Source organism: Undibacterium sp. WLX3042 (genome assembly GCF_049544825.1).
GTDB lineage: Bacteria > Pseudomonadota > Gammaproteobacteria > Burkholderiales > Burkholderiaceae_D > Undibacterium.
This window is the reverse complement of record NZ_CP186698.1, coordinates 1528493-1543633: the sequence shown is the minus strand read 5'-3', so window position 1 is coordinate 1543633 and position 15141 is coordinate 1528493. Positions and strand designations below refer to the sequence as shown.

Here is a 15141-nt window from a genome sequence, read left to right as displayed (position 1 = left end):
TTTTATCAAGTGAGATTATTTTGAGCAATTTAAGACAAGAATTTATTGCATTTTCAGTCAAGGCCGGCGTTATCCGCTTCGGTGATTTTGTCACCAAAGCCGGACGTAATTCTCCGTATTTTTTTAATGCCGGTTTATTCAATGATGGCGCGAATCTGGGCAAACTGGCCGCATTTTATGCGGACACCCTGATTAATTCCGGCGTCGAATTTGACATGCTGTTCGGCCCCGCCTACAAAGGCATCACGCTGGCCAGCGCAACCGCCGTAGCGCTGGCGGCGCGGGGGCGTAACGTACCGTTTGCTTACAATCGCAAGGAAGCCAAAGACCACGGCGAAGGCGGAACCATCGTTGGTGCCGAGCTGAAAGGCAAGGTCGTCATCATCGACGACGTGATTTCTGCGGGTACCTCCGTACGCGAGTCAGTGGAAATGATACGCGCAGCAGGTGCAACGCCATGCGCAGTGCTGATCGCGCTTGACCGCATGGAACGCTCAGGCAAGGATGACAACCTGTCTGCACAATCCGCAGTACAGGAAGTCAGCCAGACCTACAACATGCCTGTCGTCTCTATTGGTAACCTGAATGATTTGTTTGACTACCTTTCCGCGGCAGGTGCTGACGCTCAGCTGACTCAGCACAAAGACGCTGTTGCCGCTTACCGCCAGCGTTACGGAGCGATCTGATTCTGATTGACATACGTTACCAACCGTCAGGAATAAAAAAGGATGCCATCAGCATCCTTTTTTTACATGCGTGCTTCACGTCCGATCGTTACATCAGCGCTTTGGTAAGCCGGCAGCGCGACGCAGCTCTTCCAACAGATCAGGATCGTCAACCATCTTTGTTCCCGGAATCGATGGCATCACTGTGTTGGATGGCTTATTCACCGGTGCAGATTTGGCTGCAGGTTTCGTCGCGGACTTGTCCTGCCCAGCAGCATTTGTCGCCGACGCAGGATTTTGTACAGAGGCGGGCACAGGTTTGCTCATAATCACACCTCCCAGCTCTTCCGTATCGGATTTCTTCGGTGCATCCTTGGCCGGTGCCTCCGGCATCGCGGCAGACGGCTCCGCAGATGTCGCAGGCGCAGGCTCCTGCTGTTCCGGTGCCGATGTCACTTCCTTGACCGGTCTTACCAGTTTCGGCTCACGTACCGGAGCAGAAATTTCAGTCCCGGGCTTTGCGTTTTCCGGATTAACCGGTGCGCGCTTGAGTGCATTCAGATCAGTGCGTTCTTTCAAGTCCTTAGCCCAGTCACCAAGCGAACTCTGAAACGCATTACTGATCGACTCAGCTTCGAAATCATCATTGATGATGTATGGCGTAATCAGAATAATCAGCTCTTTTTTATTCTTATTAGTCGTTTCTGTTTTAAACAGGCTTCCGACGCCCGGAATATCCTTGAGTAAAGGAACGCCCGCATCGGAAGAACTGTTGTCATTAGAAATCAGACCTGCAAGCATGACCGTACTGCCATCCCGCAAAGTCAGTTTGGTATCGACTTTACGTGTGCCTATCGTCGGTGAGGTGATCGCGCCACTACTCAGGGATTTCACATTACTCACTTCCTGAGAAATGTCGAGATCAATCCGGTTACCGGAATTAATGACCGGTCTGACTCTTAAAATCATACCGGCAGTGCGGTACTGAATTGTATTCGTTGTTGTCGCACCTGAAATGATTGAGCCCGGTGTAGTTGTTGTGCTGGTCAGAATAGGTACTTCATCTGCTACTTGTATCGTCGCTGTCTCACCATTACGCGCCACCAACTTAGGACTAGATAAAATCTGAGCATCATTTTTTGACGCCAGAGCAGAAATATCAGCACGCATCAATCCTGCAGAATTCAGGAAACTGAACGTGAGACCACCAGAACCTGAACCAGCATTGCCAGAGGTAACGGTCCCTGATACGCCGCCAGCCGCGGTTTTAGCATTGCGGAAATTCCAGTCCACGCCGAGCGTATTCGCGGTTCCTGCTGTCACCTCAGCAACCATCACGTCAATTAATGCCGATTTAGTCGGTTTATCCAGTTCTGCCAATAATGACATCCACTGACGATACTGATCAGCCCCACCACCCTGAATAATCAGGCTGTTAGTCGCATTGTTGACAACAATTTTGGAACCACCACGGCTGCCTGTCACGGTCGCCGCTGCCGCTGCATTCGCGCCGGAGCCGGTCGCTGCCGGCAGCGTGGATGAAGTTGATCCACCTATCAGTTCAGACAAGGTTTTAGCCAGTGCCTGAGCGTCAGCATATTTTACCGGGTAGGTAAAAAAGGCGCCCCCGGCCTGACTCTCAGATGGCTTATCCAGTTCTTTGGACCACTGCAAAACGTGATTTAATATCTTTTCAGACGAAGAGAAAATAATCACGCTGTTGATAGGAGGAATCGGTAATATCAGAATTGGCGAACCGGAATTGACACTGGTGCTGGCGGCATACCCCTCCGCACTGAGCACTTCCACCAGGCGCTTACTGAATTCTTCAGCGGTCCAGAAGACTGGACTGACGCGCTTGGTGCGCTGACCGCGCATAGCAGGCTGATCAAATACCTGTATGACTTCCATTGCCGCGGCCACATCGTCTGGCTGGCCACTGATCAGGATCGCATTCTTACCCAGATCGTCAGTCGCCTGAATTTTGGCGCCGAACATGGTTTTGAGCAAGCTGCTGAAATCATTGACCCGTACCGCATCAAGCTCAACATAATGAAAGACAGGGCGCAGGCTCTGCGGCGTTTCCGGACTGGCGCGACCGCGTCGTATCGCTGGCGAATAACTACTGGAAGCATTGTCCGGAACCATGCGAATCACACCACCGAAATCCTGAACAGCCACGCCGTAACTCTTGAGCAGCATGCGCGATAAACGTGATAATTCAGCGTTCGTCGTTGGCTGTGGAATATGGAAAGTCACCAGGTCGGTACGCGCTGCCACTGCCCCGTCCATAGAATAATTTGCCTTCAGCACACTGCCGTAGACTGCCTGAATGAAAGTAGGTAAAGGCATCTGATCGAATGAAACCGTCAGATCCGCTTTGCCGCCAGCAGGAGCAGGCTGATCCTGTGCAGCCCGTTTTTCACCGCTGATCGTCGCCGGCATTTTCGGTGTGTCTGTCTCAGAATAGGTGCGTTTCATCTGCTGATCGCCAAGCAACGAAGCAGTATCCGTCTGAGGACTGCGCTCAAAGTCGATGCGTTTAGGAACAACCAGTTTCGTGTCAACGCATCCGCTCAGTGCCAGCATCAGCCCCAGTGCAGAGACGGGCAAGGCACCGTACAAAGATTTATTGCCTTGACGGCCAAAAGGAAATTTTTTCATTGCTTACGTAAATTCAATTTCATAGTTTGACCATTGAGCACAATCTTCAAATGGTCTTGAGCGATGTCGACAATTTTTGCGCCACCAGGAAGCTTATCTCCGATTCCTCTCGCCTCTGTAACTGGCTGATTTTCGAACAATAGCAATACGCTTTTTACTGATCCTACCGAGGTGATACCGACCACACGCCAGCGTGGTGGCGTCATAGGTTCTTTACGCGGTGGCAATGGCTGCTTCGCCGTGACTTCCCACATACGCTGATCCGCTAATTCCTCTTCTGCTTTTTGCGCGCTCTTCGCTGCCTGCGGTGTCGCATCCTCGTTCACAGGAACAATTGCTTTTTTTTCCGGCGGGGCAGCGGGCAAGACAAACGGGGCATCTTTCTGGGCCGTCTCATCTGCGCTGTTTTGCTGCACCATATTGGCAGTAGAAATTGAGAAAAAACCGGCAACAGCCCCCGCTATAACACCGACCAGAATCACGCCCGCAGCAAGCAACTGCTGCCTCGATATTTTTTTGAAATTAAACTTCATATTCATGGCTCAGATACCTTTCGCAAGCGGCGCGGCATCTGTCGTGGCTGCAACTGACTGATCCGCTCCCGCATCCAGGTGCCAGTAGCAGCGTATATTCACTTCCAGTTGCGTTCCGCGTACCAGCACGCGTTCTACAACTGTAAATTTCTGCTGATCTTCGAGCGTATCGAGCAAACGCCCGAAAGGCGTAGGATCAAAACGGCCGATCAGGGTCACTTTAATCATCTGTACACCCGATGGCAGGCTGCTCTTTGTCTTATCCTGAGCACTCTTAGTACCATAACTGGTCAACGCCGCGTCGGTCTTCTCACCGCCTTCTGCATCCTGCGCTGACACGGTCACGCCGACAATGCCCGCGTCTTTAGCCAGTTGCCGCACGTCACTCAATAAACGTGCTTTGGCAAAAGTCGCAGATTTTTCAGCCGGCAGATACGCAAGCCAGGCTTTCTGAATACGCTCAGCGTCCTTCAGCTTCTGATCCCAGCGACTCTCTTTTAACGCCGCCTGCTGACGCACTAACAACTGCTGCTGATTCGCCAGTTGCTTTTGGCGGGCAGCATTACTATCGAATAATTCTGCCAGACTGTAGGCGCAGAGTATGAAGATGGCAGCACCAACCAATTGCCAGAAACGTTCACCTGTTTGCATCTTATTCGCCCTTTTCCCGCTTGCCGCTGCGCGGTATTACCGAAGAATCCATCTGTTCTGTTTTTTTCTGCTCTGTTGATTTAGGTGCTGCCGGCGTCGCCATTGTTTTTGCTTGTGGCGTTTCGCTCGCAATGCTTTCCGGCTTCACGATTTTCGGCGCCATTTTGGCCGATACTTTCATCAGCCGGGCATCGCTATCCGGCAACAGACGTATATTGCTGAGCAATTTCATCGACTCCAGGTCCTGCGTCACACCGACGATATTCAGCTCTGTGTTCACCGGAACCAGCATCAGACGCACCTCGCCATCCTGATATTCAAACTCGCGCAGAGCAGCATCCTCTTTCTGCAATAATGGACGCAGGTTTTTCAGCAACGCCCTGACTTCATCGCGACTGCGCAAGGCCGCCAGTTTCGTGGTCCACTGCTGTAAGGCCATTGCCTGACTACGGGCAGTATTGATAGGTTCGACTTTGGCAGACAAAGATTCGATCTCCTGATCGGTCGATTTCAGTTGCGAATCAATTGACCACCATTGCGCTCCGAGATAAGCACCATACGAAGCCAGTATCACCACAGCGATCACCGCCAGCACATCACCACGGAAATTTTTCAGCGCATGCCACCATTGCACGCCCAGAAGATTGCGTGCCCATGGCTCCGCCAGACGATAGACCGGATCTTTCAGACTGGATTCGGATAACTGCACATGCGCCGGCACCTGTTCCGGCCACGATGCTATCTGCGCGAGTGCGCCTGTCATTGCCGCAGAGCCCGGGCGCCAAGCCTGCCACTCATCGTTGCTGACACGCTCCGGCCACCAGGCGCTGTCAACTAATAAACCCTGATGCCATAACTGTGCTTCCACACCTTGCTGACACTGAATCAGTACAGCACCGTCTTTGCGCTTAGGGAAACAGACGCTTTCCGGTGCAAACTGCATATGATTGATATCAAGGCCATGCTTCTCGCAGATCTCCCTGACCTTACGGTTTTCCCAAAACCATAAATGTACCCAGTCACCGGAACGGCAGGCATACACACCGCTGTCAGCAAAAGGAGCCAGACGATGCAAATGTAATTGGACAAAAGCTTGCGTTTTGTGAGAGGGCACGCCCTTCGCCTGCAGCGAAGTCGTCACACACCATGATCTTGGCAAAATCCAAAGCGGCTTGAACCAGGCAGTTCGGGCATTCTGCTTTGCAATAATTTCTTTTGCTTTTGGTTCAGCAATGTCAGAAAGGTAAAATCGGTTGCGTAATTGCATTCTTGTCCGTTTCAGATATTTGGTCAATTCTCGGCCATTCGGCGCGACCAGCCGGTATCATAACCGATGCCAGAGGCAATCTGCGTGGTGAAAAAATGTACCACGGCACGCCCTCTGCATTTGTTGCTATTTTTAATTCATATCTCAGAGCCCACGGCATATCCGGCGCGGTATGCGTGATCCGCAAAGTCCTGGATGGCGCCCTGCTCGTCGCGAAGCCCATAAATCCACCGGCATCATTTGCCTGCTGTATCCGGTTGATTAAAGTCGATTCATTTTTGACGCGCTCTTGTTCAACCTCGGATACCTGCTCTGCGGTAAGGCCGTACGCAGCCAGTGCACGCGGCGACGCGGTGGTCGGATTGAAAGACTTGTCACCGAATACCGTGACATCCTCGAAGCAGCCCCGTTCAGTCCAGCTTTTTTCCAGTGCTGCCCAGCCAAAGACGCGCCAGATTTCAGGCTCCGCCAGTAATGGTGCACCCCGTGGTGGTGGCATACCCGCTGCAGCATACTCAAAATCCTTCGCACCATTGACACGCTTGAGCTTGCCAGGTTCCTGATAATCTTCCAGCGCATCAATCAGTGCATCGGTATCTGCTTCCGCAGCGCCACATGCCACCAGTAAGCGCGCCAGCTTCACCCGGTCTGGCCGGTTAAAAGACAGCAAGCCTTTAATATCCTGCAACTGTATTGTACTTTTTTCAGCACCCGCATAGCCACGCCCATCCACTTGCAAATATGTTCCCGGCCAGCCAAACCCATCCTTCGTGGCGCGGCTGGTGGATATCCAGAACAACGCCTCGCTGCGGCTGGACAAAAATGCCTGCTCCGCATCAGCCCGCTGCTTCAGCTTTGCCTGGCGTTCAGCCAGTATCTGATTAGACTGACTGATCATCGCTGCCAGTATCGTAAAGCCTGCCAGCAGCCACAACACGGCAGCCAGCGCAAAACCTTGCTCCATCGTTGAACGTATGCGATACGCGATCATTTTGATCCTATTCCCAACAAGCGTTCCAGATCCTTTGTTCCGTCTGCTTCAGGTTTACGGTTTCCTTCGTACACCGCTAACATCTGTACACGCTGCTCACCTGATTTTGCGCGAATCACAACCGCTCTCGGCAAAACATCCTCTGCCTTGCCCGACATCGGTGGCCAGATAGATTCGGTCGTACCCTGTATCGTCTGATATTCCATCACCACCGGCATTTTCCAGGAAGCGACGATCAGCGGCGATACATTTTCAGCACTGACGAACAAGTCAGTACCGCCATCCGCATTCGGTTTCAGCGTCGCCGTTGCCTGGGTTACTTGCCCCCAGTCTCCCTGAGGCATCGCCAGAGTGTAGGCTTCAAAGCCAGTGTCATTACCGGAAAACGGTTTTTCGATATTTTTAGGCAAAGTTAAATTTGCCACCAAATCCCTGAGCGCATTGAGTCTGACCCATTGACCCTGAAAATTGCCATTGACGTTTTCGGCAATTCTAACTACCTGTGCCATCTGGGAAAAAGCGCCCGACATGATGGTAACTACAAAACCCAAAATCACCAGACTGACTAATAATTCAATCAGCGTCAACCCTGCCTGCCTCTGCAAACCGGCTCGGGATGTCATTCTGAATAAAGACTCAGGGAAAATCATTTTCACAATTAAAACGGCTTTTCTGTTGCTGGTTTACGAACCTGCTTATAACCCGCCAGCCTGACCGAAAAAGCAAACCACTCACGTCCGTCATGGTGAAATGCCCTGGACTGTACGTTATATAAAGTGATCTGATACAAACCCAGCCCCTCTTGCGGAGAGACCGAATCACGCGTTTCAGATATGGGTGACGAAGTCCACTCCAGATAAAACTGATCAAATAACTGCTTACCCGAAGGCGCCGTTGCCGGATTCTGATTTGACAAGAACTGCACCGCCTGTATGCGCGCCATGGACTCGGTTTCCTGCAATTGAAACCGTGTCAGTTGTCCCATCGTCTGTCCCAGCCAGCTAAACAACACGACAGAACCTATCGTGAGAATCGTCAGCGCAGCAATCATCTCCAGCAAGCTGAACCCTTGCTGTCCGGCAGATAAATGATGACGCTGAAAACGGAGACTCTTCATGGATTAGCGTTTGACAATACTGACATCACAGGACACCGGCGCAATCATAAGTCGCAATTGGCGTTTTTGCGGCGCAGTCAGATCAACTTCGCCGCCGGCACAAACACCGCTGTGATAAAAAATAACGCTCTTGTCGCTGCTCACAGTCCAGCCCTCGGGCAGACTCAATGCAGGTTCGCCGTCATTCAACTTAGTATTCCAGCTCTGTTTATCGAGTTTCACGGTTTGCGATAATAAAGCCGCTCTCGAGGCCAGACGCTGGAACTGTATCGATACTTCCGTCAGTTGCGCCCGCTCAGAGACAGACTCAAACCAACGCTGCATGGCAGGTATAGCAACACCCGCCATCAATGCCGCCAGCGTCAGTACCGCCATCATTTCTATCAGCGTAAAACCATGTTCACGCGCCGCTGCCGGACGTAACATTCGCGCCACCGTTTGCGGAGGGAGTAATAGGCGGCGAGCGAATCGCCCGTACATACGGAATAGAGAGTACAAAGGATTCAACAAAATCAGCAACAAAATAAACTGGCGCAGCGCTTCAGAGTAACGATATCGCTTATTTCGTCGCCGGTGCGGCATTCGCCCCTAAACCGATATCCGCATTCAGACCCTCGCCACCAGCTTTGCCATCAGCGCCAAACGAATAGACTGAAAATGCCTTGTTATCAACGCCGGGAGTTTTGTATTGATAAGGATTTCCCCACGGATCAACCGGCACCGAACCCTCAATATACGGGCCTTTCCACAAGGATTGCAGCGTTGGGTCCTGAGGTGCAGTCACCAGCCATTGCAGGCCCTGATCCTGCGGCGGCGTCTGCCCCACATCCAGACGCATGATATTCAGAGCGCTTTCCAACATCTTGATCTGCGTTTGTGCGGTCTGCACCTTGGAAGTATCGACCTTACCAAAAATACGCGGCCCGACAAGACCCGCCAGCAAGCCGATGATGACCATCACCACCAGCATTTCCAGCAACGTAAAACCTGCGTGTTTCTTCAGCAGCCCTGTTTGTAATTGTTGCTTGCGATACATAGCACAACCTTTCAAAGTAATCTTCGTATTAAAAAATAAAATCAATATAAGTGACTGAGTACATGACAGCGATCTGCCCCGGTCAGGGCGGACGATGCCGGCCTTTGCCTTAAATCACATTCGTCAGGCTGGTGATCGCCAGCATGACCGAAATCATAATGCCGCCCAATACCACCGACACCAGCAAAATAGTGACAGGCTCCAGCAAAATTAAAAACTGGCGCATCTGCTGCTGACTGTGCATGCGATGCATCTGCGCCAGTGAAGCAGTCGTCTTACCCAGAGCACCAGAACGTTCGCCCACCCGCACAAGATTTACACCGGTTGCATCAATAAACTGATGCAACTGCAAAGATTCCGCCAGCGTCTTACCACCGCGGACATCACTCAGAATCAATGCTGCTTTTTGCCGCCACACGTCACCGCGCAAGGCATTCTGCGCATGCGCCAGCGCCTCCAGTATCGAAACATGGTTTTGCAACAACACACTGAACATAGAACTCCAGCGCGCCATTTCCGTATGCATAATCCAGCTACCGATGACCGGCAAACCTGCTGCCCAGTTCCATAAATTTTGCTGCACTTTTTCCTGCCGCAACAAAGCGAATGCGCTGCCAGCGATACCTGCCAACAAGGCACCGAGCAACAGTTTATTTTTTGTCAGCCACATCCCCGTCGCCAGTACCCACAGCGAAACCGCAGGAATATCCGCTTTTGGGTTACTCAGAATATTGGCGAACTTCGGCACCACAAAAACAAACACCAGCAATGTTGCCAAAAAACCACTAACTATCAGCACCATAGGATAAATCAGTGCGTTACGTGCCTCGCGCTGGAAGTTTTGTTCTAATTCCAGCTGCTCTGCCGCAGAACGCAGAGAACCCGCCAATTTACCAGTGGATTCACCGGCGCGGCAAAGCTCGACCACATAATTAGGCAGGCGCAAATCTGCATCGACTAAGGCCTTAGAGAAAGCAATACCACCACGCAGCTGTGAATAGATTTTATTAAAGGCAAGACCCAGAGGCGAATCCTGATACCCTCTGGCAACATTTTCTACTGCGTCTGCCAGTGTCACACCTGCATCCAGTAAAGTAGCGAGTTCCTGCAGCACCACTAATATGGCATCGCGACCGGCGCGCTTGGGCTGCGCGATGCGGCTGCGGCGGGAAGCTGCGGCTTCCTGCATGTCAAATACCATTAAACCGCGACGTTGCAATTGCATCATCGCCTCCGCCTGATCTTCTACAGTCAGCACGCCTTTCACCACCGCACCTTGCGCGTCAGTGGCTTGATAACGAAATTCCGGCATAAGGGGAAATTAAAAACTCAGTATATATATAGCGAAAAAAAACCGTTCCAGGCTGACAAGGCATGGCGCAGCAGACGTGCACGGATTGTATAAGACAACGGAATACAACAATAGTGAAACACTGATATCCGTTCAGTCAAAGTCGCTTCACCGCCTCCCGCATTTTGAAAAAGAAATGAGAAAGCAAGCCAAAATCCGGAATGAATCAAACTTAATGTCCGGAAGTGTATCCTATACACAACACACTTGTGTACAAACGTAAGAAACACAGCGCAGAATCACGCCGCTACGTATTATATCGTTGTCGATCTTAGGAATATGCCTGGCGAGAGAAGAGAAAGTTATATTTTCGACATAACTGCACATGGGAACTTGCTGCAATTGAAAAAACATGTTTTAATCTTCATCGGCTAGTCATATGAGTACTCGTATGACAAGTACTTGTAGCAAACGTACGTTGTACATTTATTACGTAACAATTTAATGTCTTTTCTAGAGAGGCTATTCAAATGAAACAAAAACAATTAAGTATCCTGGCGGCTAGCCTGGTTGCTGCTTTCGCTGCTAACGTAGCTTCCGCAGGTCAAATCCAATCTTCATCTTCTGCTATCGCTCACGAAGTTATCGTTAACGACGCACAAGCTGTTTCCGCTCCTCCAGTTTCTTATCGTTTCGCTGGTGATATCGACGCGACTCTGGTTGCTCAGTCTTTCCAGATCCAACTGGTACTGACTAACGGTACATTCAAAACAGCTGGTACTAAAGATGCAATCACTATGGTTGACAACTCTGGTAACCTGATTCCTGTAGCTAAATACACAGTTGGTACTCCAACTCTGAGCGCAGACGGTAAAGTATTGTTTGTTAACATCTCTTTCCCACAAGCAGCTGGTTCTACTTTCGTTACACCAGCAGTTCGTTTTAACGATACAGTCTCCAATGGCGTTGCTGCCCCTGGTGGTAATGCAACAAGTACAGGTACAGCTGGTGTTGCTGCTACTGTAACTGGTCTGTACTCAGTTGTTGGCGCAGTTCAGCCATGTACAAACAATGTTCCTACACTGGGCGTATCTGTTAAGCACTTCGCAAACGTTTCCGCTTCCACACAAGCAACTGACGTGTTGAATGCGAACGCAGCGAATGAACACACACGCGTAGGCAGCACTAACGACGGTATCCTGTTCTCTTTCCCAACGAACTTGTCTCTGGGTCTGGCAGCTTCTACTGTTAACCTGGCTCGTGTTGATCCATCAACAGGCAACTTATTGTTCAAAGGTACTGCAGCAGCATCCGTATCTGACGCGACACTGAACGGTTTCCGTTCTACTACAGTTGCTCAGTTGGGTTACATCAAAATTAACCAAGACGCACTGGGCTCTGACTCTGGCTCCAACACTGCCTATGCCGTAGCTAACGGTGTAACTTTCGGTGCAAATGCAGCGAATAATACTCTTGGTAAAGTTGAGTTGAAATCTTACGATATCGCTATCACCGCAAACCAAGGTTTTGCTGTTGGTTCGACTATCGCTTTGTCCACAACTCGTGATACATACACACCATTGACGGCGCCAGTCATTTCTCCAGCAGTCACTGCGACTACTGGCAACACTATCACTCTGAGCAGCACAGGGCTGACAGCAGCTGAAGCGGCAGCGCCTCTGTATGTGTTCTACACAGTACCAGGTACTTCAGTAATCCCAGTATCGACATTCTCCGCTACTGCGACTCTGACAAAAGCAGCAGGTACTTCACCAACATACCTGAACGAACAAAACAACTCATGCACAAAACCATTGGCAGGTCTGGTTGGTGGCGTGAAAGTGGACGTTCGTAACTACGCTACTTCTAAAAACAACAGTGGCTTTGCATCTTACATCCGCTTGATCAACCCAAGTGAAACCAATACAGCGACGATCTACGGTCAGTTGATCCACTCTGATGGTTCCTACGGTGGTTGGGGCCAGATCACTACACTGGCACCACGTGCTGCTGCTAACTTCTCTGCAACAGACATCGATGCTAAGTTGACAGGTACTCCAGCAACTAACGGTACAGGCTATGTAGCTGGTGGCGTTACTCCAGTAACTCAAAATCTGGGTGAGCGTCTGCGTGTTACAGCTGAAGGCGTAAGTGCATTGAAAGTACAGAACTACCTGTTGAACACAACTAACGGTAACTTCTTCGAAGCTTCCTCTTCACAAGGTGTTGACTTTGATTCTTCAACAGATCGTGCATACGATTCTCAATTGAACGATCAAGACGCACAACGCGGTCTGGCTAAGTAATTCTGGTTATTACCAATTAGTTTTACTGATTAAAAAGGGAGGCGTAAGCCTCCCTTTTTTTATGTCCGCATACCGGATGATGCAAGTTCATCATCAGCGATCAAGTTCAACACATTATTCAACACCGAGATTCAACACTTGGCTTTCTTTGTGATATGTTGTTCAATATCACGGTTTCTCATGACGAAACTGATTCAGTACCGCAATTCATGCTGTAAAGTCAGGCTGCGGCCTCGCTTTGGCTTGCCTAGGGCTGATGTATGTTGCGTCATATTTTGCTGATACCGCTGCTTTATTCTTGTTTCACTACTGGATTCGTATGTCTGCGCATAAATTTTCTGTTCGTCGCTTGTTCCGCTATATTTGCGCGTTAAGCCTGTTTTTCCTCTCCATGCTTGCCGGCGTCACTCCTCCGACTGTTCAGGCACAGACCGCTCCGACCAAAGTGGTGAATAACATCGAAGACCTGATACCGGAAATGACCAAAGCAGGCACAGTCGATGCCGTACTGGCGATGATGCGTCCCCCCGTCAGTAAAACCACATTAATCAAATCCGACTATCTGCTGCTGGACTCACCCACTATCGCACTTCCCGGCATCATGACTATACGCATGGTCAGCGAAATACCGGGCACTGAATTTTTCATGCTGTTTAACCAGACGCCGGCAGATAAAGAGCCGATGTTCATCACCGCCGTCTCGACACCGGGCATAGGCAAAGCCGAAGCAAAAATCAAGGCCAAATTTAGTAAAAACGCCGATTTACTTCTGGTGGTCAAAGCTGGCGGGCGCTGGTACAGCGTCGCCAATGACATCAAAATTGCGACCAAATAAGCTGCCTGTTGAGTACGGGGCAGGCACATCAGCTGCCCGTTTTCCTCTCCGCCCGTTGCCTTTGCCGCTTGTATTCCTCTTTCAGATCCATGAGCACAAAATTATCTTTCGATCAGTATTTACAAACCCATCACCTCGTTCCGGCTGAGGTGCTCGATAATGTCCGCCTGCTTCAGCTTGAGCAATTCACTCCGCTGCCGGCGCTGCTGGTACGGATGGGCGCTTTATCCGAGGAGGTGCTGTATCAGCACCTGTCAGATTACACCGGTTTGCCTCTGCTGACCGATGACGAACTGCATCAGGCACAAACGACATTTCACGCCACGATCACCCAATGGGAAATTCTTCCGCATTGGTGTCAGTCACAAGGCATGATGATCTGGCATAACGAAGAAACCGGCGTCACGTGCTGCGCATCCAAAGAGCCGTTGAATGCGAGCGTGCTGGAGGTATTACGTTTAAAAGCACCTGCAGATGGAAAGCCTTTGCGATTTGCGCTGATGCGTCCGTCTTCGTTTGAGGCTTTCTACGCCGCACAGGAACGCCGCGAACCAAAGATGGCGATGAGCGGCGACGTCATGCATCTGCGTGAACTGGCCGAAGAAGGCCCGATTATCGAATTGGTCAATACGGTGCTATCACAGGCAGTGACACGGCGTGCTTCTGATATTCACGTCGAACCAGGCGAATATGAATTCGCGATTCGGCTGCGGGTCGACGGCGTGATGCAGGATCTGAGCCGCTTTCCGCTGGATAAATTTGACGCTACCGTTTGCCGTATCAAAATTTTGTCGCAACTCGATATCGCGGAACGCCGCCTGCCTCAGGATGGCCGTATGACGGCACGCGTCAATAGCGAGGTATTTGATGTCCGTGTCTCGGTATTGCCAAGTGCGATGGGCGAATCTGTGGTGATGCGTCTGCTGCGCCAGGATCGCAAGCCTTATCATCTCGAAGATCTGGGCATGATGCCTGACCATGCCGCACTATTTAAACGCTGGATCAAGATGCCGAATGGTATTGTGCTGGTGACCGGGCCGACTGGTTCGGGTAAAACCACCACGCTCTACACGGCACTCGATATCGGGAACGATGGTTTAAATAAAATTATCACGGTTGAAGACCCGGTTGAATATCGTCTGCAAGGTATCTCGCAAGTACAGGTGAATGCGGATATAGGCTTTACTTTTGCATCCGCTCTGCGCTCTATCCTGCGGCATGATCCTGATGTGGTGTTGATCGGTGAGATCCGTGATCAGGAAACCGCTTCCATCGCTGTCCAGTCCGCGCTGACCGGGCATCTGGTGTTCTCAACTTTACATACGAACAGTGCTGCAGGTGCTGTAACACGACTGGTTGACATGGGTATTGAGCCGTTTTTACTTGGCTCCAGCTTAAAAGGAGTGATGGCGCAACGTCTGGTACGGTGTTTATGCGAAGAGTGCGCGCAGCCGGCCGAAATTAGTCAGGAAACGCATCGTGTTTTACTAGAAGGCGTCAGACACTGGAAAGAAAAATTAGTGGAGAAACCACAGTTGCGGCAACCGGTCGGTTGCCGTGCCTGTAACCATACCGGCTTTGCAGGACGTGTTGCGATCTATGAATTATTCGAGGTCGATGCAACGCTGCAGCATCAGATCTTATCCCATGCGAGTGAGGCAGAGATCGTCAGATATTTAAGAGAGAACCAGGTACGCTCCTTACGCGATGATGGCATGCTTAAAGTATGGCAGGGCATCACCACCGTTGAAGAAGTACTGAGTCTGGCAGGTGCCTGAGAAAACA

The 15141-nt window shown here is 50.7% G+C and carries 14 protein-coding genes; 4 read left to right on the top strand and 10 right to left on the bottom strand.

The features are described 5' to 3' along the window. Positions 1–20: 20 nt before the first annotated feature. A complete protein-coding gene (gene pyrE / locus ACPAOP_RS06925; protein ID WP_423709763.1) occupies positions 21–686 on the top strand; it encodes an orotate phosphoribosyltransferase in 666 nt (221 codons plus the stop codon). Between the two features lie 93 nt (positions 687–779). Here pyrE and ACPAOP_RS06920 read toward each other — a convergent pair whose 3' ends face one another. The 10 genes from ACPAOP_RS06920 to ACPAOP_RS06875 form a co-directional block, all read right to left on the bottom strand. Beyond that, complete coding sequence (locus tag ACPAOP_RS06920) at positions 780–3329, bottom strand: secretin N-terminal domain-containing protein (protein WP_423709762.1); 2550 nt, start codon at positions 3327–3329, stop codon at positions 780–782. Further along, positions 3326–3862, bottom strand: a complete 537-nt coding sequence (locus tag ACPAOP_RS06915; protein WP_423678934.1) for a hypothetical protein — start codon at positions 3860–3862, stop codon at positions 3326–3328. The genes ACPAOP_RS06920 and ACPAOP_RS06915 overlap by 4 nt, the downstream gene beginning before the upstream one ends. A gap of 9 nt (positions 3863–3871) precedes the next feature. Beyond that, the gene (locus ACPAOP_RS06910) at positions 3872–4513 is read right to left on the bottom strand and encodes a hypothetical protein (protein ID WP_212680065.1); all 642 of its coding nucleotides are present in this window, start codon (positions 4511–4513) and stop codon (positions 3872–3874) included. 1 nt (position 4514) lies between these two features. After that, positions 4515–5654 carry a hypothetical protein gene (locus ACPAOP_RS06905; protein WP_423709761.1) on the bottom strand — a complete coding sequence of 380 codons (1140 nt, stop codon included), beginning with the start codon at positions 5652–5654 and terminating at the stop codon, positions 4515–4517. A gap of 94 nt (positions 5655–5748) precedes the next feature. Next, a complete protein-coding gene (locus ACPAOP_RS06900) occupies positions 5749–6771 on the bottom strand; it encodes a hypothetical protein (protein WP_212680061.1) in 1023 nt (340 codons plus the stop codon). Further along, a complete protein-coding gene (locus ACPAOP_RS06895) occupies positions 6768–7394 on the bottom strand; it encodes a type II secretion system protein (RefSeq protein ID WP_423709760.1) in 627 nt (208 codons plus the stop codon). The genes ACPAOP_RS06900 and ACPAOP_RS06895 overlap by 4 nt, the downstream gene beginning before the upstream one ends. Positions 7395–7429: 35 nt before the next feature. Beyond that, complete coding sequence (locus tag ACPAOP_RS06890; protein ID WP_423678930.1) at positions 7430–7888, bottom strand: PulJ/GspJ family protein; 459 nt, start codon at positions 7886–7888, stop codon at positions 7430–7432. A gap of 3 nt (positions 7889–7891) precedes the next feature. After that, positions 7892–8314: a pilus assembly FimT family protein gene (locus ACPAOP_RS06885; RefSeq protein WP_212680055.1), complete on the bottom strand. Its 423-nt coding sequence runs from the start codon at positions 8312–8314 to the stop codon at positions 7892–7894. A 133-nt stretch (positions 8315–8447) separates the two neighbouring features. Further along, a complete protein-coding gene (gspG, locus tag ACPAOP_RS06880) occupies positions 8448–8924 on the bottom strand; it encodes a type II secretion system major pseudopilin GspG (RefSeq protein WP_212680053.1) in 477 nt (158 codons plus the stop codon). 109 nt (positions 8925–9033) lie between these two features. Then, complete coding sequence (locus ACPAOP_RS06875) at positions 9034–10236, bottom strand: type II secretion system F family protein (protein WP_423678929.1); 1203 nt, start codon at positions 10234–10236, stop codon at positions 9034–9036. Between the two features lie 509 nt (positions 10237–10745). On the opposite strand from ACPAOP_RS06875, the gene ACPAOP_RS06870 reads away from it, so the two are divergent. The 3 genes from ACPAOP_RS06870 (at position 10746) to ACPAOP_RS06860 (ending at position 15134) form a co-directional block, all read left to right on the top strand. Continuing rightward, complete coding sequence (locus tag ACPAOP_RS06870) at positions 10746–12521, top strand: hypothetical protein (RefSeq protein WP_423709759.1); 1776 nt, start codon at positions 10746–10748, stop codon at positions 12519–12521. A gap of 319 nt (positions 12522–12840) precedes the next feature. Beyond that, positions 12841–13356, top strand: a complete 516-nt coding sequence (locus tag ACPAOP_RS06865) for a hypothetical protein (protein ID WP_423678927.1) — start codon at positions 12841–12843, stop codon at positions 13354–13356. An 89-nt stretch (positions 13357–13445) separates the two neighbouring features. Next, positions 13446–15134 carry a GspE/PulE family protein gene (locus ACPAOP_RS06860; protein ID WP_423709758.1) on the top strand — a complete coding sequence of 563 codons (1689 nt, stop codon included), beginning with the start codon at positions 13446–13448 and terminating at the stop codon, positions 15132–15134. The last annotated feature ends 7 nt before the right edge of the window (positions 15135–15141 follow it).